At 64.9% G+C, this 26,941-nt stretch carries 21 protein-coding genes; 4 read left to right on the top strand and 17 right to left on the bottom strand.

Features of this window, described 5'->3' with window-relative positions; all coding sequences use genetic code 11:
• Positions 1-2 precede the first annotated feature (2 nt).
• Together VNN77_12220 and VNN77_12215 are read right to left on the bottom strand one after the other, a co-directional pair.
• A complete protein-coding gene (locus VNN77_12220; GenBank protein HXG52158.1) occupies positions 3-1,118 on the bottom strand; it encodes a carbon-nitrogen hydrolase family protein in 1,116 nt (371 codons plus the stop codon).
• 456 nt (positions 1,119-1,574) lie between these two features.
• Positions 1,575-1,952 carry a cytoplasmic protein gene (locus VNN77_12215; protein ID HXG52157.1) on the bottom strand — a complete coding sequence of 126 codons (378 nt, stop codon included), beginning with the start codon at positions 1,950-1,952 and terminating at the stop codon, positions 1,575-1,577.
• 1,225 nt (positions 1,953-3,177) lie between these two features.
• Between VNN77_12215 and VNN77_12210 the strand changes: the two genes are divergently transcribed.
• Positions 3,178-4,458 carry an MFS transporter gene (locus tag VNN77_12210; GenBank protein HXG52156.1) on the top strand — a complete coding sequence of 427 codons (1,281 nt, stop codon included), beginning with the start codon at positions 3,178-3,180 and terminating at the stop codon, positions 4,456-4,458.
• Between the two features lie 119 nt (positions 4,459-4,577).
• On the opposite strand, the gene VNN77_12205 is transcribed toward VNN77_12210, so the two are convergent.
• Genes VNN77_12205 through VNN77_12190 form a run of 4 tightly spaced genes read right to left on the bottom strand, consistent with a single transcriptional unit; the run spans position 4,578 to position 9,155 of the window.
• Positions 4,578-4,790 (bottom strand): hypothetical protein, encoded by a 213-nt coding sequence (locus tag VNN77_12205; GenBank protein ID HXG52155.1) that lies wholly within the window; start codon positions 4,788-4,790, stop codon positions 4,578-4,580.
• 45 nt (positions 4,791-4,835) lie between these two features.
• The gene (locus tag VNN77_12200) at positions 4,836-6,461 is read right to left on the bottom strand and encodes an acyl-CoA synthetase (GenBank protein ID HXG52154.1); all 1,626 of its coding nucleotides are present in this window, start codon (positions 6,459-6,461) and stop codon (positions 4,836-4,838) included.
• Positions 6,462-6,506: 45 nt separating this feature from the next.
• Entirely contained in the window at positions 6,507-7,424 is a 918-nt protein-coding gene (locus tag VNN77_12195; GenBank protein ID HXG52153.1) for an enoyl-CoA hydratase/isomerase family protein, read from the bottom strand.
• Positions 7,425-7,478: 54 nt separating this feature from the next.
• Positions 7,479-9,155, bottom strand: a complete 1,677-nt coding sequence (locus VNN77_12190) for a UbiD family decarboxylase (GenBank protein ID HXG52152.1) — start codon at positions 9,153-9,155, stop codon at positions 7,479-7,481.
• Positions 9,156-10,116: 961 nt separating this feature from the next.
• On the opposite strand from VNN77_12190, the gene VNN77_12185 reads away from it, so the two are divergent.
• Positions 10,117-11,898 carry a thiamine pyrophosphate-binding protein gene (locus VNN77_12185; protein HXG52151.1) on the top strand — a complete coding sequence of 594 codons (1,782 nt, stop codon included), beginning with the start codon at positions 10,117-10,119 and terminating at the stop codon, positions 11,896-11,898.
• Between the two features lie 58 nt (positions 11,899-11,956).
• Positions 11,957-13,744 (top strand): thiamine pyrophosphate-binding protein, encoded by a 1,788-nt coding sequence (locus VNN77_12180; protein ID HXG52150.1) that lies wholly within the window; start codon positions 11,957-11,959, stop codon positions 13,742-13,744.
• Between the two features lie 219 nt (positions 13,745-13,963).
• Here the strand turns inward: VNN77_12180 and VNN77_12175 are convergent, their stop codons facing one another.
• The 4 genes from VNN77_12175 to VNN77_12160 all read right to left on the bottom strand — a co-directional run bounded on the left by VNN77_12175 (position 13,964) and on the right by VNN77_12160 (position 17,413).
• Positions 13,964-15,037 carry an AbrB family transcriptional regulator gene (locus VNN77_12175; protein HXG52149.1) on the bottom strand — a complete coding sequence of 358 codons (1,074 nt, stop codon included), beginning with the start codon at positions 15,035-15,037 and terminating at the stop codon, positions 13,964-13,966.
• Positions 15,038-15,210: 173 nt separating this feature from the next.
• Positions 15,211-15,759 carry a hypothetical protein gene (locus VNN77_12170; protein HXG52148.1) on the bottom strand — a complete coding sequence of 183 codons (549 nt, stop codon included), beginning with the start codon at positions 15,757-15,759 and terminating at the stop codon, positions 15,211-15,213.
• A 156-nt stretch (positions 15,760-15,915) separates the two neighbouring features.
• Positions 15,916-16,263 (bottom strand): tetratricopeptide repeat protein, encoded by a 348-nt coding sequence (locus VNN77_12165; protein HXG52147.1) that lies wholly within the window; start codon positions 16,261-16,263, stop codon positions 15,916-15,918.
• 31 nt (positions 16,264-16,294) lie between these two features.
• Positions 16,295-17,413, bottom strand: a complete 1,119-nt coding sequence (locus VNN77_12160) for a response regulator (protein ID HXG52146.1) — start codon at positions 17,411-17,413, stop codon at positions 16,295-16,297.
• 117 nt (positions 17,414-17,530) lie between these two features.
• Between VNN77_12160 and VNN77_12155 the strand changes: the two genes are divergently transcribed.
• The gene (locus tag VNN77_12155) at positions 17,531-19,369 is read left to right on the top strand and encodes a universal stress protein (GenBank protein HXG52145.1); all 1,839 of its coding nucleotides are present in this window, start codon (positions 17,531-17,533) and stop codon (positions 19,367-19,369) included.
• Positions 19,370-19,436: 67 nt separating this feature from the next.
• On the opposite strand, the gene VNN77_12150 is transcribed toward VNN77_12155, so the two are convergent.
• The 7 genes from VNN77_12150 to tgt are packed head-to-tail and all read right to left on the bottom strand — an operon-like array spanning position 19,437 to position 26,916.
• Entirely contained in the window at positions 19,437-20,123 is a 687-nt protein-coding gene (locus tag VNN77_12150; GenBank protein ID HXG52144.1) for a queuosine precursor transporter, read from the bottom strand.
• A gap of 38 nt (positions 20,124-20,161) precedes the next feature.
• The gene (locus tag VNN77_12145; GenBank protein ID HXG52143.1) at positions 20,162-21,172 is read right to left on the bottom strand and encodes an ABC transporter substrate-binding protein; all 1,011 of its coding nucleotides are present in this window, start codon (positions 21,170-21,172) and stop codon (positions 20,162-20,164) included.
• A gap of 48 nt (positions 21,173-21,220) precedes the next feature.
• Entirely contained in the window at positions 21,221-22,933 is a 1,713-nt protein-coding gene (recJ, locus tag VNN77_12140; GenBank protein ID HXG52142.1) for a single-stranded-DNA-specific exonuclease RecJ, read from the bottom strand.
• Positions 22,934-22,942: 9 nt separating this feature from the next.
• Complete coding sequence (gene secF, locus VNN77_12135; protein HXG52141.1) at positions 22,943-23,842, bottom strand: protein translocase subunit SecF; 900 nt, start codon at positions 23,840-23,842, stop codon at positions 22,943-22,945.
• A 7-nt stretch (positions 23,843-23,849) separates the two neighbouring features.
• Positions 23,850-25,442 carry a protein translocase subunit SecD gene (gene secD / locus VNN77_12130; protein HXG52140.1) on the bottom strand — a complete coding sequence of 531 codons (1,593 nt, stop codon included), beginning with the start codon at positions 25,440-25,442 and terminating at the stop codon, positions 23,850-23,852.
• Positions 25,443-25,446: 4 nt separating this feature from the next.
• A complete protein-coding gene (gene yajC, locus VNN77_12125) occupies positions 25,447-25,782 on the bottom strand; it encodes a preprotein translocase subunit YajC (protein ID HXG52139.1) in 336 nt (111 codons plus the stop codon).
• A gap of 15 nt (positions 25,783-25,797) precedes the next feature.
• Positions 25,798-26,916, bottom strand: coding sequence for a tRNA guanosine(34) transglycosylase Tgt (gene tgt / locus VNN77_12120; protein ID HXG52138.1), 1,119 nt, complete (start codon positions 26,914-26,916; stop codon positions 25,798-25,800).
• Positions 26,917-26,941 lie beyond the last annotated feature (25 nt).

Here is a 26,941-nt window from a genome sequence, read left to right as displayed (position 1 = left end):
CCCTAGTTCGTCGGTTTGGAGGAGATCTTCGCAAGCATGCCGCGGAACTCCGCGATCTCGGCGGAAGCCGCGGCCCGCAACTCTTCCTTTGACTCCAATTTCTTCAATAACGACTCAATTTGGGAGGCGAGCTCGTTGCCGGATTGTGCGGCGCCGTCTTCATCGGCGAAGATGATAGGTTTAGGGCTTCGCCGTTGATAGAGAACGGAGAGGACATCGAAGCGGTTATAGTGCCCCACGACATCGTGAAGCGTCTTCGCGTCGATCATTTCTTCCAAGTCAACATCGGCGTAGACGATTCCTTCTTCGCCTTTCAGCGGACCTCCGATATACCTGCCATATGGGTTGACGACGCTGGAAACGGCATTCCCCATGATCACCAGGCTGGCCGCTTGTTCGGTGAGGCAAAGCCGTTTGACGCTGTCCTTGCCGAAGACGGCGCTTGAGCTGATCACGAAGCACTTTCCTTCGTATGCGTGGTAGCGAATACGAATCTCTACTCCTTCGATACCCTGTCGGTTGTATTCAGCGGGGAAGCCCGGCCAGTGGGCTGTGTGTACCTTTTCGCCCTGAGCCAGAAGGGTAAATCGAGCGAGACTGTTGGTATTTTCGCCACACATTAGCCCTCCCAGCTCTCCGTATTTCGTCGGGTAAACCCTCAGAGTGCTTCCGTCTCCCGGAGTCCAGACGAGCCGCTCGGTCGTGGTAGGAACAAGCTTGCGGTGGACGCCGAGTACTTTCCCGTCGGGATCGAGGAAAAGAATGCTATTGTAAAGGCTCCCCATGGTTCCGGGAACCCGTTCGCTGATCCCGATGGCAACGTAGGCATCTGCTTTTCTCGCAGCCTTACCGAGTTGGTCTGTAGCGGGGCTAGGAACCTCAACGCTATTTTTGAAGAAGTCCCGGTAGAACCTCTTCATGGCTTCGTCCGGGGGGTAGAAGTAAAGCCAGTCGGGGTGACCGGGAATGAAGGATTCAGGGAGCGCAATTATCTTTGCGCCATTGCGGCCGGCTTCCTCGATCAACCTACAAGCCTTCTGTACTGTCGCCTCTCGATCCAAGAAGACCGGCTCGGCCTGGACGGCCGCAACCTTGAATTTTGCGTACGTATCGCCCATTTTCTCGTGACCTCCGGTTTTCCATACTCCAATCGGGGTGCAGATGTCCAGCTCGGTCGTTCAATAACGAGGCGATATGGGGTCAGGTCTAGCATCGTAGCACAACCCGTCTTACCCGCCCACCCCGCGTATCTGTTTCCTCGAATCAGGCACGATCCGCCCCACGGCCGTGAAATGAACTCCTAATTCCCTGTCCGGTCTGCTGATAGCTGCAAAGGTCGGTCCGGCAAGCCGCCCGTATCGCCCGGTCTCGATCCTGGTCTTGCCGGCGGACCGTACCGAGCTTTGGGACCGCTCTCCTCTTTCCGAACAAACGCTGACGGCCGACGCGCGAGCCGAGAAGATGGCAGACCAGTCCCACGCAGGAATCTGCGGGCATCGAGAAGTCGTCGGGCCGCTCTGGCGCGGCCCGGCGGTGCACATCAACAAAAGAGCCGCGACCTTTTTCCTTCGGCGTCACTTCTGTGCGCAAGCGCCGATACCCGGCTTCATTTCCACAAGGATGACGTGGGTGGGTGTGTCTCCGGTGTTGATGCCGATGTGGACCTGCGAATTCGACCACATGACGTCTCCGGCATTGAACTGTCGCTGCAAAATTTTTCCGTCGGGCAGAGCGATGCTTCGCTTGAACGTCGACAGAGCGTACACGACAAAGGCCGGATGCCTGTGCTGCTGTGTCTTCTCGCCTGGGCTGTCTTTGTAGTCCAAAACGCGCACGCAGTCGTTTTCAAAGATGACTTTGTACTTGTCTCCATCCGTACTGACCGGATCCTGTGCGAAGGCCGCCATGGAGAAAAGCAGACATGCAATGAAGCCGAGCAGCAGTTGGTGCATATGTGCCTCCTGAGTTGCCGGATGGCTCAGCACTATAGCTGCGGCATCACTAAAGATCCAGTTGGAGCCGCGTAACTATTGAGTCAACTGCCCCGCATGTTCCGGTCCAGCGGGGACGGTCGGTCGCCGCGAGGAATTATAGTTATAGGGGGTCAGGTCTAGTATCGTAGCATTCGTGTTAAACGGCACCGCTCAATTACTGCCACCCATGCACCTCCTTTAGCAATTCAACCGCTTGCGGTGGCGTTACTACCCAAATGCCAACAAGCCGAAGCGCGTCCTGCCTTCCGTGCGTAATGAAATCATTGAGGTTGAGGGTAACAAAGAGGTCACCACCCGTGCGCACGTGATGGAAAAGATGTTCGACGTCCCGCTCTTGGTTCGCGGTAAGCGCACTCGCTGTTGGGAAAAGGATCCGTCGAAGTTCTTCGCTCATGTCCGGTCCAGCTAGGACATCTGGTCCGCCCAAAACGCTTGCGTCAAGCGTGAAAAGCTCTGGCTGTGGAGCAAGGGAGGACGCCTTTTGTACTCGGTGCCGACCCTTGAGCTCTTTCAACATAGTGTCCGTGCGCTGTAACTCGATTTGCCCGGTCTGCGCCCAACTCTCCAGGATGTTTAGATCTCGGTTCCGACCTTTGGCATTAATGCATCCTGTATCGAGCGTTACGCGACGCGGCCGAAGGCTAGTTGTCTTCCATGCCTCACGGCTAAACGGCCATGTGCAACCAGCACAGGCTGCGGCACCTTTTTTATTGTGGTGACCGCATTTCACGCACTCGAACAGATCGTCTTCCTCGGGCATCCGTTTTCTGTGCCGTTTAACTAATTTATGTAAGCTGGTCAGCCTATCCCGGCCGGCCGTTTTTGAACTTGGGACTGATTCTATAACCGTCTCTGGGTAGTTAGCAAGAAATGCAATCGTTATAGGGGGTCAGGTCTAGCATTGTAGCACAATTCAATTTCGGCCAAGCCCACTGTTCGCGGATGCTTGACCATGGAGGCCCGCAACGGACTGGCAATCGGCAGTCGTGTTGGCCTTTGGCCGGGGAGCACGCTGCGTCCCCGCAGCCGGCCGAGAAGACAAAACTAGAAAGCGCCCTGTCCCCCTTTTCCTCTTCTCGCGCGCCGCCGCGATCTCTGGTACCTTACGCTGAAACGTTGTCCTGGCCTCCCTCGCGCACTTTGTCGGCGGTGAATCGCAAGGGCAACCGAGGGAAGGTCGTTCATGTCCATCGCGAGCCGGCTACTTCGCGCGCCCCGGATCTTTTACGGCTGGTACATCGTTGCCGCCTCGGTGGCGATGAATTTCTACCTCTCCCTGGTCTTTTTCCAGGGCTTTCAATCCTTCTTTCTGCCGATTTCCGAGGAATTCCACTGGGACCGCGCCACCACCTCGGGGGCTTTTTCGCTCCGCCAGCTGGAATCGGGGCTCCTTGCGCCCCTGCTCGGATTCGTCGTCGACCGCTGGGGACCGCGCAACGTGATCCTTTGCAGCGTCGTCGTGACCGGCGCGGGCATGATCCTGATGAGCTTCATCACCAACCTGTGGATGTTTTACGGCGCCTTCCTGGTCATCTCGTTCGGCGCGAGCGGCGCCTCGCACGCGATTTCCTGGCCCGCGGCCATCGTGAACTGGTTTCAACGGCTTCGCGGCCGGGCGCTGGGACTCGCCTGCATGGGTCCCGTCGCCAGCGGCCCTTTTCTTTTCACGATCGCGATGCTGGAGGAAGCCGTGGGATGGCGCAACGCCGTCCGTCTGGCGGGTCTGGGGACGTGGCTCATCGGCGTCCCTCTCGCGCTCATGGTGCGCTCGGAGCCGACCCGCTACGGCTATCTTCCGGACGGGGATCCGCCGGAACGCAAATCCGAAATGGCGGCCGGTGGAAAAGCGAGGTCCAAAGACGCCGGCGCTGCGCTGAGCGTCGGCGAGGCCGTCCGCACCCGGGCGTTCTGGCTCCTGCTCCTGGTGCTGGCGCTGCAGTTTGTCGGCCTGAGCGGCGTGACCGTGCACCTGATTCCCCTGCTCGAGGACAAGGGCTACAGCTCCACGGAGGCCGCGAGCATTCTCGGGCTCGTGTTTCTGTTGAGCGGCATCGGGCGCTTCGGCAGCGGGATCGTTTCCGAGTGGATCGACCGCCGCGCGGTCCTGGCGGGCCTTTTGGCGTTTCAGGTCGGAGCCGCGCTTTCCCTCACGCAGATCCAGCCGGCGGCGCTGTGGCAGGCGGCGCTGTTCGCTCTTTTCTACGGCATAGGCTTCGGCGGCATCATTCCCTTGCGGTCGCTCTTCATCGGGGATCTCTTCGGGTCCCGCTCGTTCGGCGCCATCCAGGGCCTGATTCAAGGCGGCGCAATCGCCGCGGGCGTGCTCGGGCCCGTTTTCTTCGGCAGGGTCTTCGACGTCACGCGGTCCTACAATCTCGCTCTCTACATTTCATCGGCGATCTCGGCGATAGCCATCCCCGCAGCCTTCCTGCTCCCCCGCTCCTCGAAGCGACGCCAGGCGTAGCCCCGGTTTCTTCCACCGCAAGGCCGCTGCGGCCGGTTCAAGGGCGAGCTGCGCTCTCGCGCATCGCCTCGGCTACGGACTCGCTGAACCGGCATCGCCGTCGCCGGCCACTCCGAGCGCTACAGGGCGCGTTCGCCGCCCGGGTCGAGCTCTGCGGCGTCGTCGCATCGCCTTCTGGCCCAACACCCGGCGCAGTAGGATTTTTCGCAGGCCAGGCACGTGTACCAGGCATGGCGCCGAAGCTGCCGTCTCGCCTCCAGGCCGCGCGCGCCGATGTCCCAGTCGTGCCACTCCGATTCCGGAAGGGGTTTGAAGCAGCGGTTGCACTTCACGTCGTCAGTATAGCATCCTTTCGCCCCGAGTCGCCCCCGGCCGCCTTACCTTCGCTCCTCGCCCGGGACCAGCGCCGAGCGAAGGATCTTGCCGATGGGGCTTTTCGGCAGTGAATCGGCGAACTCGACCACGTGAGGAACCTTGTACGGCGCGAGCCGCGCCCGAAGATGGCTGCGGATCGCTTCGGCGAGCCGGTTCGACGGGGCCCGCCTGTCGCGCGGCACCACCACCGCCCTGATCCGGTTGCCGATCTCGCGGTCGGGCAGGGGCACGACCGCGGCCTCGATCACGTCGGGGTGCTCCTGCAGCGCGTTTTCGATCTCCACCGGCGAGATGAAGATTCCGCGGCTCTTGAAACAATCGTCCTTCCGGCCGGCGATGAAGAAGTACCCCTCCTGGTCCCGATACGCGAGGTCGCCGGTGAGATACCAGCCATCACGGATCGCCGCTTCGGTTCGCGCCGCGTCCCGGTAGTATCCAAGGAAAAGGCCGGGATCTTTCGTCGAGATGGCGAAGTGGCCGAGCTCTCCGGGCGGGACGGACCGCAGATCGTCGTTCAGGATTTCCACGGCCGTGCCGGGCAGCAGCCTGCCGACGGAGCCCGGCTTCACCGGGTGGCGCGATCCGTGGCCGACGACGAGCTGGTACTCGGAGACACCGTAGTGCTCGTAAAGCTCGCACCCCACTCGCCTCTTCCATTCCCCGTATGTCGCCTCCCGAAGGGCCTCGCCCGTGGAATGAGCGCAGCGAAGGCTGCGGAGATCGTACCGCTTCTCGAAATCGGGCTCGGCGAGCATACGGCGGTAGACGGTCGCCACCGAGTAAAGCACGGTGACCCGGTGCCGCTCGACGGCCGACAGGATGTTTTCCACCGTAGCGCGCCCGCCGAGGATCGCCCCGGTGACCCCGTTTCGCAGCGGAAAGAGCAGGTTGTGTCCCAGAGCGCTGATGAAGCTCCACTCGCCGGTCGCCATCACCACGTCGTTTTCCCGTGGCGGAAGCCGGTAGCGGTTGAGATCGCCGAGCGCGACGATCCAGCGATGCGCGTGGACGATGGCCTTGGGCTTCGCGGTGGTGCCGGAGGTGCAGACGATGAACGCCGGCTCGTCGGCCGCCGTGTCAGCGCCGGCGAAGGTCTCCGCCCTCCCTTGCACCAGCGACTCCCACGCCAGCTCGCCGGCAGCGGCGCCGCCGGCGCAGATGAGACGCTCGATGGAGCTCGACGGCCGCAGAGCGCGCACCACGCCCGCGCGCGAGCTCTCGGTGATCGCCCACCTGGGCTCGGTCCGCTCCAGGATGGCTTCGAGGTCGGCCATGCCGAGCAGCGAGTTGACGAGCACCGGAATCGCTCCGGCCTGGAGCGTCCCCAGAAACGAGACCGCGAACTCGACGGAGCTGGGGAGAAGAAAGAGAACCAGGTCTCCTCGTTTCAATCCCAGCCCGGCCAGATTCGCCGCGAGCGCCGTTGCCCCGCGATGGAGTTCCTCGTAGGTCGTGACGCCGCCGTCGTGAACCAGCGCGGGCCGGGGGCCGAAGCCGCGCTCGATCTGCCGGCCCAGTACCTCGGCGGCGATATTGAGGCGCGCCGGGACGGTCCGGTAGCCCGGCCAGGGCCATTCTCCTTCAGCCGGTACGCCTTGGGTCGGCGAGGTTCGTTCCACTGCCGTCACGATGCCGGCGCCTTCGCCCCGTGCCGGGGCCTCGAAGCGCCGCTCCTACGTTTTCTTCTTTTTCGCCTTCGTGTCCGGCGGCGCGAACGGCCAGCGCGCATGGTACGGGTAGCGATAGTCGGGCCGGCGCTTCTCCTTGAACGCGCGCATGCCCTCGAGGCAGTCTTCGGTGCGGGTGATCTCCAGCACGGCGTCGAGCTCCTGCCGGTAGCCTTCCTCGGTGCGGTTCCAGTTCCAGTACATCTTGATCAGCCGCTTGGCGTGGCGCACGGAAAGGTACGGGTTGACGGCGATCCGGCCCGCGAGGTTGAAAGCCTCCTCCATCAAACGCGCGTGAGGATAGACGTCGTCCACCAGCCCGATCCGCAGCGCCTCCTTCGCGTCGATGATCTCGCCGGTGAGGATCAACCGCATCGCCCTGCCGATCCCGACGAGCTTCGGCAGGTTCCTCGCGCCGCCGCTTTCGGGCACGAATCCCGCGGCCACCGCCACCTCGCCGAAGCGCGCCCGATCGGAGGCGAGCCTCATGTCGCACAGCGCCGCCATCTCCAGACCGACGCCCACGGCCGGACCGTTCACGGCCGCGATCGTCACCTGCGGCAGATCCTCGAGCTTTCTCATCGCGCTCTGGAGCACCCGATGGCGCAGGTCGTTGAAGAAGTGCTCCGCCATTTCCTTGTAGGGCCCGGTGATGCCCATCGAGCCTTCAAAGGCCCCGAGCGCTTCGCCCTCCGAGGGGAGATCTCCGCCGGCGCAAAATCCCCTGCCCTCGCCTGTCAGAATGACGACCTTCACGACCGAGTTGTGGGCGATCTCGTTGCAAAGGGCGTCGAGCTCGAGCCGCATCAGCGGGTCCACCGCGTTCAGGCGGTCCGGCCGGTTGAGCGTGATCTTGCCGATGCAGGGCTCGCCGGGCCGAAACGGGTTGTCGTGTATCGACCATTTGATGGCTCTGAAGTTCATGCTGGCTCCTCGAGACCCGAGCTTTGAGAAATGCGGCTCTGGGATCGCCGGCCTCTATTCGTCCTTCGGCTCTCCGTAGTACGAGGCGTTGACCGGCGTCTCCTTTGCAGGCCGCCGCTGCCCGGCGATCTTCTCTCCGGTTTTCCAGAATTCTCCGGCGACGGCGAGCCTCGCCTCTTCCTCCAGCTCGTCGTTCCAGTCGCCGAGGGAATAGCCGTACCACGGCGATTCGGGCTCGATCCGCGGCAGACCCAGCCGGTTCCACAGCTCGAGCGCTCGCTCCATGTACTCCCTCTTCGGCAGCGAGATGGGCGGGAACGTCTGCTTGAGCGTCGCGTCCCAGAGGAGGCAGGAGTCGTCGGCCGATCCGCGCGCGTCGTGGCGCGGCGCGTGGCCGACGTCCATGCCGCGAACGATCTGGACGTCGCGGTGCGGCTGGGAACGGTAACCCAGCGCCCAGAAGACCGCGTCGAGGTTTTCCGGATCGATGTCGTCGTCGACGGCGATCACGATCTTCGACATCGAGGGACGGAAGGCCACCGCGCCCATCAGCGCGCGCTGGACCTCCGCGCGGCTCGGCTTTCTCATCTGGACGACCGTGAGCTTTTGCGTCGCCGTAAGCGGCTCGTGGAGCATCACGCGAACCACGCTCTTCACCCCGAGCACGTTCCTCAGGTGGTCGAGATAGAGCGGCTCGTAAGCCATCTTTTTCATCACGCTCGATTCCGAGGGCGTCACCTGGCTGATGATCGAGCAGAGGATGGCTTTCCTGCGCCGCGTGATCGCGGTGACCTCCATGTAGGGATTGTATTCCTTCGGGTTGACGTGGCCGTGCGACTCGCCGAACGGCGCCTCCGGCTCGAGGAACTCCGTGTTCACCCAGCCCTCGATGACGATCTCGGCGTCGGCCGGGACCAGGAGCGGCACGGTCTTCGCCCGCACGACGCGAATCGGCGCCTTCACCAGCCCGCCCGCCACGGTGTACTCGTCCACGTCGTAGTTGAGCTTTTGCGCGGCGACGTAGGAGATCGCGGGCACGCCGCCGATGCTGAGCGCGGCCGGCATCTTCTCGCCCCGGGCGCGGTACTTCTCCCAGTGGATATAAATACCCTGTCCCAGCTCGAGGGACGGGTTGCACCCGACGCGATCCGGCGCCTTGATCATGGCGCGATAGGTGCCGATGTTGTGAATGCCGCTTTCCGGGTCCTTCGTGATGTAGTGAGCGGCGCTCACGTAGGGAGCGTTGTCCCAACCCGGAGTGGAGATCGGCACCGGTATCCCGTCGACGCCCTGTCCGGGAGCTTTGAGCTCGCTTCCCTGGAGGACGATCTCGTGAACGGGCGCCGCCCGGGAGGGAATTTCCACCGGCGGGATCGGGTTGGCCCTGGCCTGCGCCCAGAGCTCGTTCACCCTGGCGGGATCGGCGCCCAGGCCGATGCCGTAAATCCTGCGGTTAGCCGCGAGAACGCCGATCGCCACCGGAATGTCGTACCGCCTGCCTTTGGCGTCGACCGGCTTTTCGAAGAGAAACGCCTTGCGGTCCCGTTCCTTGATGCCGCCGCGAAACTGCCAGCGGACCAGCGGGTGCATTTCCGTATCCTTGCAGACCGGCTCCTTCACCCGGACCAGAAGGCCCTCGCGCTCGAGCCGCTCCAGATGCTGGTGGAGGTCCGGGTAGCGGCGCGGCGCGATTGCAACGCCCGCGGTCTTGACTGACCTCGATTTCGCCATTGCGGATTCCGTGCTTGCCTGTGTAACGCTCGCCGCGGAAAAACCAGCCGCGGTTCGAAGCCTTCTTATCCCAGCGCCGTGGAAATGTCCACCAGCCCGCGACCGCGACGTTTGCGGCGCCGGTGTCATCGGATCGCGGAGAAGGCATCTTCGATTTCCTCGGGACTTCGGTCCATCAACGACCGCGACCGTATTCTGGAATTCCGGGGTCCGCCGGGCTCGCCGTCCTGTGTATCCGGCCTCGACACAAGTAGCTACCGGGAGCTACATTGCTGTGTGAGATCCGTCCGGTTCCGTATTCACGCGCGCCACCTTGTCCGCTCGCACGCGGACGACGTCCGCGCCCTGCTGGGCCGGCTGGCGTTTATAGAACTTTCGCCGCCCGTGCTAGCGAGCGCCCCGGACTCCTTCCCGAAACCCGCGAGAACTTCGGAAGCGTTCATCTGGCATCGATGGATTTTCTGCGCAAGCAAGGACACCCGTAACGCTCGCGAGCTATGATAATCGGCTCATTACCTGCGCCCACAATCATTGGATCACCTTGTCCGCCTTCACCAGCACATTGGGCGGAATCGTAAGACCGGTAGCTTTTGCCCGGTCCCATTGTATGGTTTCAGACGCAGAGAACGGCGACAGAGACCCGATCTTGTAGATTTTGCCGACCGGTTGAGCTGCACCGGACGCCGGGGCGCCGGCCTTGACGCGTCGAGCGTTTTCCGGATAACTATGATTCACCGCGGAGGCTCGGGGGACCGAGAGGGTGAACCCCGAGATTTCCCCGGGGCCTTGAAACGTCTCTCCGGCGAGTACCGGTCGGAATCCCCCGGTGAGATAAGAAACACTTTCGCCGCGCGCAGGCCGCTCAAGCGACAGGGGTGAGCAGAAAGCCGGAATCTCCGCGCGCGCCCCGGCCGGCGGCAAGCTGCGATTCCGGTCTTGGGGAACCTGAGGAGGACCATAAATGGCAAAGCCCGCCGCGAAGGAAACGATCAAGAAATCCAGCCAGCGCTGGCAATCCGACGTCATCGTCGACCTTATCAAGCAGTTCGAGTTTCCCTATATCGCGCTCAATCCCGGTGCGAGCTTCCGCGGCCTGCACGACTCCCTGGTCAACTACGGCGAGAACCAGCCGCCAATGCTCCTCTGCAACCACGAGAAGATCGCGGTGCAGATCGCGCACGGCTACGCCAAAGCCACCGGCCGCCCGATGATGGCGATCGTCCACAACGTCGTCGGGCTGCTGCATGCTCCGATGGGGATCTACTACGCCTACATCGACCGCTGCCCGGTCTTCATCGTCGGGGCGACCGGCCCGATGGACGAGAAGCTCCGCCGGCCGTTCATCGACTGGATCCACACCGCGTTCGCCCAGAGCGATGCGATCCGCAACTTCATCAAGTGGGATTACCAGCCCGGCAGCATCCACGGCGTCCCTGACTCCTTCGCCCGCGCCTACTCGATCATGATGACCGAGCCGCAGGGGCCGGTTTACGTGTGCTACGACTCGGCGCTGCAGGAAAGCCCGCTCAAGGAGGAGCTGCAGCTCCCGAGGTACACCGTGAAAATCCCCTCCCGGATCGCGCCCGAGCCCGCCGCGATCGAGCAGGGCGCCGACATGCTGGTGGCCGCCGAGAACCCGTTGCTGCTCACCGAGTACGCCGCGCGCATGCCCATCGGCTTCCAGCCCACCGTCGAGCTGGCGGAAACCGTCGGCGCGTCGGTTTACGACGTCAACAAGCGGCTGGGATTCCCCAACCGCCATCCGCTGAGCGTCAGCTTTCATCCCGACGCCTTCAAGGGCGTCGATCTCGTCGCGGCGCTGGACGTCGTCGACTGGACGCGAGGCTCGCACAAGCTCAATACCCAGACGCGCGAGATCACCGTGGTGACCGAGCCGGACTGCAAATGGATCGACGTCGGTTTCGCCGACATCGAGATCAGCAAGTGGGCGACCGACTACAACAAGCACCACAACTGGGATCTCCGCGTGCTCGGCGACACCGCGCTGGCGATTCCCGCCCTCACGGCCGCCTGCCGCAAGCGGATCGACGGCGACAAGCGACTGGCGGCGCGCGTCGCGGAGCGCAAGCGGGCGATCGGCGAGCGGCATGCGCGCCAGTGGCAGAAATGGCAGGAGCAGGTCAAGGAGCAGTGGGACCAGCGCCCGATGGCCGAGTCGCGTCTCGCGCACGAGGTCTGGCAGGTGATCAAGGACGAGGACTGGGTGCTCACAGCCAACACGCTCAAAGAGTGGGTGCACAAGGTCTGGGACTTCGACCGTCCCTACCGCCACGCGGGCCGCGAGCTCGGCACCGGCACGCAGATCGGCATGTCGATCGGCGTGGCGCTCGCCTACAAGGGAACGGGCAAGCTCGTGGTCGACCTCCAGCCCGACGGGGATCTGATGTTCGACCTCGGCGCGCTGTGGATGCCGGTCAAGCACGAGATCCCGATGTTGATCGTGATGTACAACAACCGCGCCTACTACAACGACTGGGCGCACCAGATCCACATGGCGCACCAGAGGGGCACCGACCCCGCCCGCGCCTACATCGGCATGGACCTCGAGGCGCCGGCCCCCGACTTCGCGCACATCGCGCGGGGCATGGGATGGTACGCCGAGGGGCCCATCGAGGACCCGGCCGAGGTCGCCCCGGCGCTGCGGCGCGCGATCGCCCGGGTGAAAGCCGGAACGCCCGCGCTGGTGGACACGGTCGTCTGGCGGCGGGGCGAGAACGCGTAAAGAGGTCGCCGACCGGGAAGGACCTGAAGAGAAGAAGGATTTCGAGGAGGAACGTTCAATGGCAAAGCCGGCCACCCAAGCCCAACCCATCAAGAAGTCCGACCGGCGCTGGCAATCCGATGTCATCGTCGACATGATCAAGCGCTACGGCTTCGAGTACATCGCGCTCAATCCCGGCGCGAGCTACCGCGGCCTGCACGACTCCCTGGTCAACTACGGCGAGAACGATCCGCCCATGCTTCTCTGCCCGCACGAGAAGATCGCGGTGCAGATCGCCCATGGCTACGCCCGGGCGAAGGGCAGGCCGATGATCGCGATCGTTCACGACCTGGTCGGGCTGCTCCACGCGCCGATGGGCATCTACTATGCGTATCTCGACCGCGCGCCGGTCTTCATCATCGGCGCCACCGGACCGATGGCGGAGCCCAAGCGCCGCCCCTTCATCGACTGGATCCACACCGCCAACGTCCAGGGCGAGGCGATCCGGAACTTCGTCAAGTGGGACTATCAGCCCACCACCGTCGACGGCGTGCCCGGCGCCTTCGCCCGTGCGTACTCCGTGATGATGAGCGCGCGCCAGGGCCCGGTCTACATGTGCTACGACGCCGGGCTGCAGGAGGCTGAGCTCGACCACGACGTCGAGATGCCGCCCCCGGGGGCGATCGAGGTTCCGGCGCCGCCGGCCGCCGATCCGGCGGCGCTCGAGAAGGCGGCGGACACGCTCGCCGCCGCGCGACGCGTCGCGATCATCGCGGATTTCGCAGCCCGGCCGCCCCATGGCTGGGACCACGTCGTCGCGCTGGCCGAAACCCTCGGCGCCTCGGTCTGGGACGTGGGCTCCCGGCTCAACTTCCCGACCGACCATCCGCTGAACCTCACGATGGACCCCGAGGGCTGCTACAAGGACGTCGACGTCGTCCTCACCCTCGACATTGCCGACTTCGAGAAACCGACCCACGTGCGCGACATTGCGACTCGCACGGTCGTGAGCAAGGTGCCGGCCGGCGCCACCTGGATCGACATCGGCTTCACCGACGTCGAGATCAGCAAGTGGTCGATGGACTACGCCCGGCCTTTCTACGCGCACCAGCGGATGACCGCCGACCCGGTCACCACCGTGCCGCGGCTTACGCGCATGCTCGAGGAGCGGATCGCCAGGACGCCGGGGCTCGCCGAAAGGATCGCGCGCCGCAAGCAGGAGATCGCCGCGCGCCACGCCGAGGTCCGCGCCCGGTGGCGCAAGCAGGCCGAGGAGCACTGGGATCAAAAGCCGATGACCGTACCGCGCCTCGCGCTCGAGGTGTGGGAGGCGATCAAGGGCGAGGACTGGGTCCTGACGGCGGGCGATCTCGGGAGCTGGGGCAAGAAGCTCTGGAGCTTCGACCGCCCCTACTGCCACGGAGGCCGCGAGCTGGGCACCGGCACGCAGATCGGAACCTCGCTCGGCGTCGCCCTCGCCAACAAGGGAACCGGGCGCCTGGTCGTCGATCTTCAGCCCGACGGCGACCTCATGTTCGACGCGGGCTCGCTCTGGGTCGCGGCGAAATACAGGATTCCGATGCTGATCGTCATGTTCAACAACCGCGCCTACTACAACGACTGGAACCACCAGCTCGTGCTGGCGCGGACCCGCGGCACGGACCCCGCCCGGGCGCACATCGGGATGGATCTCTTCGACCCCGACCCGGACTTCGCCGGCCTGGCGCGATCGATGGGCTGGTACGGCGAAGGGCCGATCGAGAACGGCGACGATCTCGGGCCGGCGCTGAAGCGCGCCATCGAGCAGGTGAAACAAGGCCGCCCCGCCCTGGTCGACGCGGTCTGCGACCGCCGCAACCACGGCTGAAGCCGGATTGAACCGGGGTTCCGCAACCCGGCCGACAAAGCGAGGAGCGGCCCTGGAGCGGCGAAGGCGCCGGAACGCGAGGCTTCAGAGCCTTCGTGCGCCGGGGCTCCGAGTGTGGGCATGAACCACGGGCTTTCATCGAGGCAGCCCGATCGGTCCCTGCTCCGAGGCACCGGCCCATCGTCTTCGCTGCGGCTGGCGCACGAGGCGCCGAAGTGATCACGTCCGCGGCGCGCCCGACCGGGCGAGGACGCGTCCCGCCCACGCGTAGATGTACTGCGTGCCCATGTTGACGGCCACGACCCGGAAGAGGTGAAACGCCACCACCAGGGGCACGCTGATCTGCAGGGCCTGGGCGGTGATGGTCATCTCGGCAAGGCCGCCGGGGGCGGTCGCGATGATCATCGTGGCGATCGGCAGGCTGAAAAGGCGGGCGAGGACGGCGGCGACGGCCGCCGAGGCGATCAGGATGAAGAATGAGTTCAGCAGCGCGAACGGCACGAACAGCCGGTAACGGGCGAAGAAGGCCCGCTCGTAGCGCGCGCCGAGCACGAGCCCGAACATCAGCTGGGCGAAATCGGTCATCCAGCCCGGGACCGCCGACAGGCGGACGCCGGCGATCGTGAGCGCGGCGCCGAAAAAGATCGGCGACAGCAGGTAGCCGTTGTGCAATCCCAGCCGCTCCGAAACTTCTCCCAGGGCGAAGCCGGCGGCGAGCCACGGCACCAGGATAGCGTAGTCGAGGGGAAGCGACGGGCGATAGGGACTCGCCTCGAGCGGCACCCCGCCGTAGGTGAGCGCGAACGGAATCACGATCACCACGATCGAGACCCGCAGGCTGTGGGCGACGGCCACGGGGACGATCTGCGCGCCGTTGCGCTCGGCCAGCACCGCCATCGCCATCGCGCCGCCCGGTATCGAGGCGAAGAAAGTCGACTTCTCTTCGACGCCGGAGACCCGGGTGAGGATCATCGCCCCGAACGCGCCGACCACGAAAGCCGCGGCGGTCGCCGCCAGGATCGCGGGAAAGTTGGCCCCCAGGGCCGCCACCACGGGCGGCGTGAAGTAGAGGGAAACCGAGGAGCCGAGAACCACCTGGCCCATCTGCCGGGCATAGGGCGGCGCCAGCATCCGCACTCCGGCGAGGTTGAGCGCGGCGACCGCGATCATCGGCCCGACCATCCAGGGGATCGGCGTATCGAGGCGGTCGAAGAGATAGCCGGCGGGAAGGCCGACGGCCACTGCCCTGAGAATCGCCGCAAGCCGCTTACGTAGATCGCTCGATCCGCTCATCGCCCACCGAATTCCGAAATCGCAGACGGTCCTGCGCGCCGTCGAGCAGTCCGAGCCCTGTGCCGCGGTGCGGCGCTCCGCAATCCGAGCTTCGAAACGCGAAGCTCGGACTTCGAAATCCGCAGTGCGATTGCGCGGGACCGGAATGCCCGGCCCCGGGCGTCAGGGGTGGACTACAGCTTGCCCTGGGACCTCAGGTAATCGATCCGCTGGCGCACGATCTCTCCGAGATCGGAGTTCGGCAGGCCCTCGGGAATTTCCAGGGAATCGGCCCCCAGCTGGGACAGCTTTTCGTTGAGCGCGTGCAGGCTCAGCCGGATGCGTTCGTATTCCTGCAAGTATTGGCGGCACGCCAGGATGTTCTCGTCGATCTCTTCCAGGCATTTGCTCAAACGGCGGCTCTCGTCGCCGAAGGACTTTCTCAGGTGCTCGACGTTCGCTTGAATGATCTGCTCTTCGACCGGCCTGATCTGCTTGGCGATTTCGTTTTTCATGTCCTGCAGAGCTTGCAGCAATCGCTCGTACGACTGTTCCTCTCTCATGAGATCCTCCGGCATTTGAATTCTCGAATCCTTGAGAACGTAATGGTGCGCCAGCGACTCCGAAACCCGCTTCTTCACGAGTGCCAGCGCCGCCCGGGCGTCCCGGATCTTTTCGTCGAGCTTCGCCTCCTCGGCCAGAAGCCTGGCGAGCTTTCCGATCGGACCTGATGCCGGCGTCACCTCGTGCCCTTTCGCGTCGGTCGCGCGGGGATTTTGGCTTGCAGGACTTCTATGTATCCACTCCCGCGACAAACTGCAAGCGGTTTTTGGCGACGGCGCGCGGGAGAAGGGAAAGAACCGACGGGAAGCCCGATCCGAAGACGCGCGACGGCGAAGCTAGTCTTTCTTGGAGGCCTTTTGCTCTTCGAGCTGCCGCTTCCAGCCGAGGGTGCGGGCCTGCGCCGCGACTCGCTCGGCTTCCGCGATCATTCCCTTGCGCTGGTAGAAGATCGACAGGCTCGTGTAAGCCAGCTCGTCCTGCGGCGCGACCTCGATCAGCTTCTCGCCGACCGCGATCGCGTCGTCGAGCTTCTCCTGCTGGGCATAGGTCATGGCGAGCGCGTGCAGCGCGTCGGGATAAGCCGGGTCGTCCGCAAGAGCCGCCCGATAAGCGGCGGCCGCCTCTTCGAGGCGCCCCTCGGCAAAAAGCTCCATTCCCCGGATGTAGAGCTCTTCCTTGGTCATTGCCGCGTCGGGATGAAGCGTCGGTGAACGTTCAATGGAGGCTCGGTCGTCGGGGCTCTCGGGCCCGTCGGGGGCGACATTGCTGGAGAAGAAGTCTCTTGAGGAGGACCGGGTTGACGGGTTTTTTGAAGATCGCCCCCTGAAGGCCCTCCAGACAGCTTCGCTTGATGATATGGTCTTTGTCGTAGTTGAAGGCCGTCATCAGGACCACCGGCAGCCCCGGGAGCTCCTTCTTTACCGACTGGTAGAGCTGGTAACCGTCCATGTCGGGCATCACCACGTCGCTCAGGACCATGTCGAACTCGCCGTGCCCCAGCTGCTCCAGCGCCTCGGCGCCCGAGGCCGCGGTCGCGATCTCGCAGCGCTCTTCCTCGAGCAGGTCGCGCAGCGACTGGCGAATGCCGGGGTCGTCGTCGACCACCAGCACCCGCAGGCCGCTCAGCGGATAGCGTGCGTCGACCTTCGACCGCGCCGCGCACGAGCCCGCGTCCTCGACGCGAAGGTCGGCCATCATCTTGCCGCCGAGATATTCCCGCGTCCCGTACTCGCCCTCCTCGGCCATCCGCCCGATGCGGCTCGTGATCTCCTGGATCTTGCGGATCTGGGAAGCCACCGACTCGATCCGCTCGGACTCGACGATGTAGTCCTCGTCCGTCGAGACGCGCCCCACGTAGCAGCGCAGCATCTCCACCTGGTTGACGAGGACCTCCAGGGAGTTGTTGATCTCGTGCGAAAGTCCGATGGCCACCTCGGCGAGAGTGACGAGACGATCCCGCCGCCGGATCTCGCGGATGTCCTTGGCGAAGCCGATCGAGCCGACCTCGCGCCCCCGCTCGTCATAGATGATCGATGCGGAAATCGCCACCGGGATCAGCTCACCCTTTTTCGTCTTGAACGTGGTCTCGAAATTGCGCACACGCCCCCTGCCGTCGCCCGAGTCGGCCCGCATCGCCGCCATGACCTTGCGCGCTTCGTCGAGGCTGGGATATATCTCCAGGACGCTTTTGCCCAGCACCTCGCCCGGCGAAAAGCCGAGGTTCTGGCGCGCTCCGTCGTTGTAGAAGGTGACGATACCTCGCCGGTCGACCGAGATGATGATGTCGGGGCAGCTCTCGACGAGCTTTTGAAAGTATTGTAGGGGTAGAGACATACGCCCGGCTAGATTTCCTTATGATAGATCCAACGTTCACGATAATGCAAGCATGGGGTCTCCGGGCGGCCTTCGAGGGCTCCTGCCCGCGAAAATCCGCTTCGATTCTTCCGCTTCATGCAGCCCCCCAAGGACACGCGGCAGCTTAACTGGCTCCTCGCCTGGGCCGTTGTCTTTTGCGACATCGGCACCTCGGTGTACTACGTTCCCGGGATTCTCTACGGCTACGTCAGGGACGCGACCCCCTTTTTCGTCCTGCTCACCACCGGCGGATTCATTCTCCTTTCGCTCAAGTACATCGAGATCTCCTGGCGCAATCCCGAGGGCGGCGGGGTCGTCACCATCACCACCAAGGCCTTCGGTCCGATGTGGGGCTGCCTCGGCGGCATGCTCATCACCGTGGACTACTTCCTCACCACGGCGATTTCCGCCGTGTCGGGCTTCGAGTACGTCGGGAGCGTCTTCCCCTCGCTCGACCCGCACATCGTCCTGATCTCCTGTGCCGGCGTGGCGATCCTGGCCGGGCTGAACATCATCGGCATCCGCGAGAGCGCCACGGTCGCCTTGGTGATGGCCTCGGCTTCGTTCCTCGCGAACCTCGTGGTGATCGCGACCGCGGTGGCGGTCATGGACGCCGCGCAGTGGCAGGCGGTGCTCCGCCATTTCCAGATGGGAAAAGGGATCTCGAACTACGATCTGCTCGTCGGCTTCGGCTCGGCGTGGCTCGCCTTCTCGGGGCTGGAGAGCATCAGTCAGCTCAGCCCCGCGATGCGTTTTCCGTTGCGGCGGACGACGCGTTACGCGATGGCCGCCGTCATCGTCACGATGCTCGTCACTTCGCCGGTCCTCACCGCGCTTTCCATCGGTCTGCTGCCCGAGAACGTCAAGGCCACCCAGACCGAGCGTTTCATCTCCGAGCTCGGCGCCGCCGTCGGCGGCTTCGGCGTCAAGCTCGCGGTGGTGCTTACCGCCTCGAGCCTGCTGCTTTTCGCGGCGAACACGGCCATCATCGGCGCCTATCACGTCTTTCTCGCCCTGGTGAAGGGAGGTTTCCTGCCGCGGATCGTGGCGATGCGGAGCACCACGTTCAACACGCCGCACATCGCCATCGGGATCGCCACGTTCGTCCCGATAATGGTGATCGTCCTGACCGGCGGCGAAATGAAGGTCCTCGGCGACATGTACGCCTTCGGCCTGCTCGGCGCGTTCGTCTTCTCTTCGCTCAGCCTCGATACGATCCGCTGGAACCTCGGGCGGCGGGACCCGGGCTTCTGGATCGGCGTCCTCACCACCGGGATGGTCCTGGTGGCCTGGGGCGTGAACCTGGTGGAGAAGGAGCTGGCCACCTACTTCGGCGGCGCGGTGACGGCGATCGGCATGCTCACGGCCGTCGGCGTGCGCCGCGCCTGGTTCCTCGACCTGCTCGTCCAGGTTCCTTTCATCCAGCGGCTCCAGGCGCGGGCCTACCGGGCGAGCGAAGAGCTGGTCAAGGAGGAGCTGCAGGGATTGATGACGCTCTCGGAAGCGGTGGAGGTGAAGGCGCTCTACCCCTCCTCGACCCTGATCGCCGTCAGAGACGAGGTCCCGCGCCTGATCCAGGAAGGGATCATCCGTGCCCGCGGCAAGGGTGAATCGGCGCTCTACTGCATCTACGTCGAGGAGTGGCCGGGTCTGTTCGCCGGCGATACGCCGCACGTCCCCAACGAGGAGGGACGCCGCACGCTGAGCGCCGCCCTCCAGACCGTCAAGCAAAAACAGGTCGAGATCGTTCCGATCTGGACGGTCTCGCACAACGCGGCCGAGGCGATCGCCAAGGCTGCCAAGGCGCTCGACGTCGACTCGGTCATCATCGGCGCGTCGCGTCGGTCGGCCTTCTACCATATGCTGCGCGGCCACGTCGTCAAAGGGCTGATGAAAAAGCTGCCGCGCGACTGCCACCTGATGATCGTGAACTGAGAAGGGACGCGGCTCGACGAAGGGGCACGCGCTCTGGCCGGCCCGGAAGAAGCCGGCGCTCAGACGCCTAGCTGGTCGTGGCCGATCGTTCGATCAGACGGTGCGCCTCCTCCAACCCCAGGAACCGGTCGATCAGCGAGTGGCCCAGGTAGATGAACGGCGTCATGCCGACGGCGATCAGGAACTTGTACGAGTAGTTCGACGCGGCGACGGTCAGGAACTCCGCCGTCCGGATCTTTCCCGGCAGCCAGAAGGCGATGGCGATGATCACGAAGCTGTCGATGAACTGCGAGATCGCGGTCGATCCCGTGGCCCGGAGCCAGAGCAGCCTGCCGCCCGTGCGGTGGCGGACGATCCAGAAAACCGCGACGTCAACGAGCTGGCTGACGGCGAATGCGGTCACGCTGCCGGCGATGATCCACAGCGACTGGCCGAAGACCGCCCGGAACTGCTCGTCGGTCACGGGCGAAAACGGCGCCGCGGGCACCTCGATTGCGGCGAACAGCACCACGAAGGCGTAGACGATCAGGGCGATCGTGATCAGCGTGAGCCGTTTCACGCCCTCGCGGCCGAAGTACTCGTTGATCAGATCGGTGGTGAGAAAGACCACCGGCCACGGGATGACCCCGATGCTCGCCGTGAAAGGGCCGATCGTAAAAAGCTTGCCGCCGGTGACCTCGCCCAGGATCGCGTTGGTGACGAAGACACCGGCGAGCACCAGAAAGACGAGATCGCGGCGGGTTGGAGCGTCCATATCGGTCGGCGCCGCTTGCCGCAGCCGGGGCGAAGCCCCTACTTCGTCATGCCCAGGCTTTTCAGGAAGCCCGAGCGCTCGAGTTGCGCCACGAAGGAGTTGTCGAAGAACTCCTTCGGATCGGCGTTCTTCGCGTTCGGGAACTCCCTCTCGTCGAGATATTCGAACTGCGCCTGGACTGCCTCGGGGCGCACGGCGAGGCTCAGCGCCCAGTAGGGCGCGAACGCCTCGTAGGTCCCGTCCACGAGCTTCGGCTCCTCGATCTTGGCGTATTTGGCGATCGCCTTCTTCGCCGTCGCCGGATCCTTGCGCGACACCGCCACGCCCTCCGCAATCGCCTTGAGGAACGCGAGCACCGTGTTGGGGTGGTTCTTCAGGTATTTCTCGGTCGTGCCGTAGGCGACCTGGAAGGCCGGAATGTTGAGCTTGCCGATATCGACGAGCAGATTCAGCCCGGCGTCCCTGGCCTTGAGCGTGTTGGGGGCGGAAAGGGTCCCGGCTTGGGTCTTGCCGCCGATCACCGAGCTCAGGATCGCTGGCACGGTCTGCACGTAGAGAATCTGCACGTCGCGGTCGGGAACCAGGCCGTGCTTCTTCAGCGCCTCGCGCGTCGCCGTGTCCAGGGCCGCCCTCGGCGTGCTCGCCGCGACGGTCTTTCCTCTGAGGTCCTGCACGCTCTTCAGCTCTCTGGCGCCCCAGAGTTGAAAGACCAGCTGCTGCATCGTCCCGCCGAAATACTTCACCTGTCCGCCGCGCAGCCGCGCGTTGATCAGGTCGGGACCGTCGGTGTAGAAGTCGGCCTGTTCGGAGATCACGGCCTGAGCCGAGACCTGGGGATTGAGCAGCTGGAGCTTCGAGTTGAGCCCGTGCTTGCGAAAGAGCCCGGCTTCATGCGCCACCCACACCGGGGTGAAGGCGCCGCTCGGCTGCGCGTAGGTGACCACGACTTCCGTTTTCTCCGGCTTGCCGCCGTCCGCGGCGAACGCGCGGGACGCCAGCAGGGCGACGAGCGGGACAAGGAAGAATTTTCCGATCGTGAAACGAACCATGGCTTCCGCGGCTCCTCTTTCCTTTTCGGTTTGCGCGCCCGCGACCGATCACGCCGGACGCGCGTCGACGATTTTCAACTCGATGGTTGCGGTCCCGCTCCACTCGTTCTCGGTGAGGCGGTACACGAGATCCATGCTGTTTCCGGGGGCGGGGCAGGCGTCGCCATCCGGCCCGAACGCGACCGCGGTGACGAACCGGCCGCTCTGGCGCAGGCGGAAACGCGAGCCTCCGGAAAACGGCTTGCGGTCGCAGACCTCGACTCCCCTTGTTAGCAGCAACGGCTCCGGATTTCCAATGCCGAAGGGCTTGAGCGACTCCAGGTCGCGCGCCAGCCCGCCGCCGATCAGCGAGAAATCGATCTCGGCGTCGATCTCGAGGGGCGGCTCGAGGTCCTCGGGGGAGAGCCGCTGGCGCGCGCTTTCCTCGAAGGCCTCCGCAAAACGGGCGAAATTCTCCTCCCGGATCGTCAGCCCGCCGGCGTACTCGTGGCCGCCGAACTTTTCCAGGAGCGCGCCGCAAGCGCGAAAGCCCTCGACCATGTGGAAGCCCCGGATGCTGCGGGCGGAGCCCTTGCCGAACCCGCGGTCGAAACCGATCACCACCGCGGGCCGGTAATACTTCTCGACGACGCGGGAGGCGACGATCCCGAGCACCCCCGGGTGCCACCCTTCGCCCCCGACCACGAGCGAAAACCGCTCCGCGGCGCCGCCGGCGGCGTCGGCCTGCGCCAGAGCCTGCTTGAGCACCTCGGACTCGAGCTTGCGCCGCTCCTGGTTGTGGGCCTCGAGCTCCCGGGCGATGCGCAGCGCGACCTCGCTCGAATCCGTAGTGAGCAGCTCCACCACCTTGAGGCCGTAGTCCACCCGTCCGGCGGCGTTGATGCGAGGGCCGAGCTGGTAGCCGACCTGCCCCGCGCGCACCTCTCCGGGCGCGATGCCGGCGACCTGCTTGAGCGCGACGATCCCCGGGCGGGCGGAATCGCCCAGCTCCTTGAGGCCGCGGCGGATCAGGGTGCGATTGACGCCCCGCAGCGGCACCATGTCGGCGATCGTGCCGAGAGCGACGATGTCGAGATAGCGACGCAGATCGGGGTCGCCTCCGTCCCGAAATCGCCCCGCATCGCGCAGGCGAGCGCGCAGCCCGATCGCCAGGTAGAAGGCCAGGCCGGCCGCGCAAAGCCCTTTGTCCGGGAACTCGCAGTCCGGCCGGTGCGGATCGATCACCGCGACAGCGGGCGGCAGCTCGCCGCAAATCTCGTGATGGTCGACGACCACGACATCGAGCCCCATCGCGGCGGCCGCTTCGATCTCCCGGGAGCAGGAGATTCCGCAGTCGACCGAGACGACCAGTCCCACGCCGCGCTCGCGCAGCCGGGCGAGCCCCTCGACGTTCAGGCCGTAGCCCTCCTCGATCCGGTGCGGGACGTGAAACGTGCATTCGGCCCCGATCTCCGCCAGAAAGGAGACGAGCAGGGCCGCGCCGGTGGTACCGTCGACGTCGTAGTCGCCCCAGATGGCGATCGGCTCGCGGTGCTCCACCGCGCGGACGATGCGGGAGACCGCCGCCTCCATGCCGGCCATGAGAAACGGCGACGGAAGATCATGGCGCAGGCTGGAGGAGAGATAACGTCTGGCCTCGGCGCCGTCGTCGAGGCCGCGCAGCAGGAGCAAACGGGCCAGGAGCGGCGAGACGCCGAGCTCCCGGCAGTGGCGGTCCACCCGATCGCGATCGACTTGTCTGACGATCCAGTGCTTCGCCATCCGCCCGCGTCACGCCCTGGCTTTTTTCTCCCAGAGGAGAATGACCGGGCTCGCGATGAAGATCGTCGAGTAAACCCCGGAGATGAAGCCGACAAGGAGGGAGAAGGCGAATGGCCGGATGACGGCGCCGCCGAGAAAGTAAAGGGCGAGGAGGACGAGCAGCGTGGTGCTGGTGGTCAGGATGGTCCGGCTGAGCGTCTCATTGATGCTGAGATTGATGATGTTCTCCAGCGTGTCGCGGCGGATCTTGCGCATGTTCTCCCGGATGCGGTCGCAGACCACGACCGTATCGTTGACGGAAAAACCCACGATCGTGAGCAGCGCCGCGATGATCGTGAGATCGAACTCGTAGTTGGCCAGGAGCAGCGCTCCTACCGTGACCAGCACGTCGTGAACCAGCGCGATGATGGCGCCCAGCCCGAAGCGGAGCTCGAAGCGGACCCAGATGTAGGCTCCCATCATGATCGTGGCGAAGATCACGGAGAGAACGCCGCGGCGCCGCAGGTCCTCCCCGATCTTGGCGCCGACCGACTCGATGCGGCGCACCTGGAAGGCCTCGGGGCCGAACTGTCCCGCGAGCGCCTTCTTGACCTGCTCGCCGAGCGCGCCGAGCTCGACCGCGGTCCGATCGAGCCGCACCAGGTACTCGTTCTCGCCCGGCTGGCCGAAGTCCTGGATGACCGCGCTGCCGAGACCGATGGTCTCGAGCCCCTGCCGGATCCGAGCGATCGCGGTCGGCTGCTGGAACTTGAGGTGGACCACCGTCCCCCCGGCGAAATCGACCCCCAGATTCGGCCCCTTGACGAACAACAGGATCAGGACGGCGAGGTTGACGGCCGTCGAGACGGCGACGGCGATCTTGCGGTACTTGGTGAACGGGATCCGGGTCCCGGGCTTGATCAGCTCCATGGTGCCCTCAAATACTGATGCGCTCCAGGCGGCCCGCGCTCATGCGGTAGTCGTAGTAGATCCGCGTGATGTACACGGCCGTCAGGACCGTGGTGATGATTCCGGCGCAAAGCGTCACGGCGAATCCCTTGATCGGCCCGGTGCCGAACTGGAACAGGATCACTCCCGAGAGGAAGGTGGTGATGTTCGAGTCCATGATCGAGGGGAGCGCGTTTTGATAGCCCGCCTCGATCGCCGACCGGACGGAGCGTCCGGCGCGGAGCTCTTCGCGGATCCGCTCGTTGATCAGCACGTTGGCGTCCACCGCCATCCCCACGGTGAGAACGATGCCCGCGATGCCCGGCAGCGTCAGCACCGCCTGGAAGCCGGCGAGGATCGCCATCATGAAGAGCACGTTGAAGACGAGCGCCGCGACCGCGACCACGCCCGCGCCGCGGTAGTAGACGATCATGAAAAGAACCACGAGGGCGCCGCCGACGATGAACGAGGTGATGCCCTGCTGGATCGAGTCGCGGCCCAGCGACGGGCCGACCGTGCGCTCCTCGACGATCTCGACCGGCGCGGGGAGCGCTCCGGCCCGCAGCACGATCGCCAGGTCACGCGCTTCCTTGATGTCGAAATTCCCGGTGATCGAGGCCCGGCCGCCGCCGATGCGCTCCTGGATCACCGGCGCCGAATAGACCCGGTTGTCGAGAATGATGGCGAGGCGCCGCTTGACGTTGGCGGCGGTGATCTGCTCGAAAAGCCGGGCTCCCGTGGAGTTCAGGATCAGCTCCACGTAGGGGCCTTCGAGCTGCGTGCTCGGCCGCACCCGCGCGTCCGCGATGTACTCGCCGGTCATGAGGGTGCGCGACTCCAGCAGGTAGGGAACCTTTTCGCCTCCCTTGCCGCCGTCCGCGCCGTAGCCGTAGAGGATCTGCCGCCCCGGAGGCGGCCCGCTGCGCAACGCTTCCTCGAGGTTGCCCGTGTCGTCGACCAGCTTGAACTCGAGCAGCGCAGTCTTCCCGATGATCTCCTTCGCGCGTTCGGGGTCCTGGATGCCGGGGAGCTGGATCAGGATGTCCTGGCTTCCCTGGCGCTGGATGGTCGGCTCGCTGACGCCGAACTGGTCGATCCGGTTGCGAATCGTCTCGAGCGACTGGTCGACGACCAGCTCGCGGAGCGAGCGCAGCTCCTCCTTGCTGAGCGCCACGGAAAAGGTCGTCCGGCCCCCGGCGGCCTGGCTGCCGACGATCTCGAGGCCCGGGAAATCGCTCTTGAGAACTCCGCGCACGCGCTCGGCGTCCGCGGAAGCCGCCGCAATCTGCAGGGTCTGCCCGGAACGCTCGACGGACACCCCCGAGATGCCGCGCTCGCGCAGAACGTTGGCGAGATCTCCCCGCGCCCGATCGAGGTTGTTCTCGATCGCGCGATCGACCTTCACCTCGAGCACCAGATGGCTTCCCCCTTGAAGGTCGAGGCCGAGATGGAGCCGGTTCTCCGGCAGCACGGCGGACCACCACGAGGGAAGCTTCGTCGTGAGCGAAGGGAGCAGGCAGATCACCGAGGCCAGAGTGGCTACGAGAAGAACCGAGAACCGAATCGCAACGCTCCGCCGCATGCCGCTACTCCTTGGGCTCCTTCCCGGCGGATTTCTCGCCGGTGACCACCGCCGCGATCTGCGGCCGGTGAACGCGGATCCTCACGTTGGGAGCCACTTCGAGCGTCACGACGTTTTCCGCCAGGGCTGTCACCTTACCGTAAATTCCTCCCGAGGTCATCACCTCGTCGTTCTTTTTGAGCTTCTTGAGCATTTCCTGGTGCTCCCTCGCCTTCTTCTGTTGCGGCCGGATCAGCAGGAAATAGAAAATAACGAACACCAGGACCAGCGGCAAAAAGTTGAGCAACGGGCTCGGACCGTCCACCGCGGGCGCGCTTTGCGCGAACGCCACATCCAACATGGTTCCTCCTCCGGATCAGCGACCGCGCAGAAGGACGCGGAACCCGGACTCCTCGATCCAGTCGTCCAGCCGGCCCCGGCGGATCGCTTCCCGACACCTTTCCATAAGGCGATGGTAAAAGTAAAGATTGTGCAGCGTGTTGAGCTGCGACGAGAGGATCTCCCCGGACACATAGAGATGGCGCAGGTAGGCGCGCGAAAAGCTCCGACACGCGTAGCAGCGACAGGCCTCGTCGAGCGGCCGCGGGTCGTCGGCGTACTCGAGCCGCTTGATGCTGAGCTTTCCCTGCGACGTAAAGAGCGTGCCGTTGCGCGCGTTGCGGGTCGGAACCACGCAATCGAAGAGATCGAAGCCCGCCCTGACCGCGTTGACCAGGTCCTCCGGCGAGCCTATCCCCATCAGGTAGCGCGGCCGATCCTCGGGCAGCAACGCCGCCGTGAAGGATGCGATGCCGTGCAGCTGCTCGGGCGGCTCGCCCAGCCCCAGCCCGCCGACCGCGTATCCTTCGAACCCGAGCCGGCCGAGCTCCCCGGCGCACCAGCGGCGCAGATCCTCGTAGAGCCCGCCTTGAACGATGCCGAACACCATCTGATCGGGCTTGCGCCGGGCGGCGAGGCAGCGCTCGGCCCATCGCACGGTGCGCTCGGTCGACTTCTGCGCGTACGAGCGAGGCGCGTCGTGCGCGAAGCACTCGTCCAGCGCCATGGCGATATCGCTGCCCAGGGATTCCTGGGCCTCGATGGCCCTTTCCGGGGTGAGCAGGTGAAAGGAGCCGTCGAGGTGAGACTGGAAGCGCGCGCCCTCCTCCGAGATCTTGCGCGTCGCGGCGAGACTGAAGACCTGGTAGCCGCCGCTGTCGGTCAGGATCGGCCCCTTCCAGGCCATGAAGCGGTGCAGGCCGCCCAGCTCCCGGATCCTCTCCGTCCCGGGACGAAGATAGAGGTGGTAGGTGTTGGCCAGAACGATCTGGCAACCGATCTCCTCGAGGTCGCGCGGCAGCATCGCCTTGACCGTCCCCTGGGTGCCGACCGGCATGAAAGCGGGCGTTTCGATGCTCCCGTGCGGAGTCTTGAGACGGCCCACCCGCGCCCCCGTCCTGGAGTCGCGGCTCACTACCGTAAAGCTGGAAAGCATTCTCGTTTCTCGGCTCCCCGTTCCC

Source organism: Candidatus Zixiibacteriota bacterium, assembly GCA_035574315.1.
Taxonomy (GTDB): Bacteria; Desulfobacterota; Binatia; order UBA9968; family UBA9968; genus DATLYW01.
This window is presented reverse-complemented; position numbering and strand designations above follow the sequence as displayed.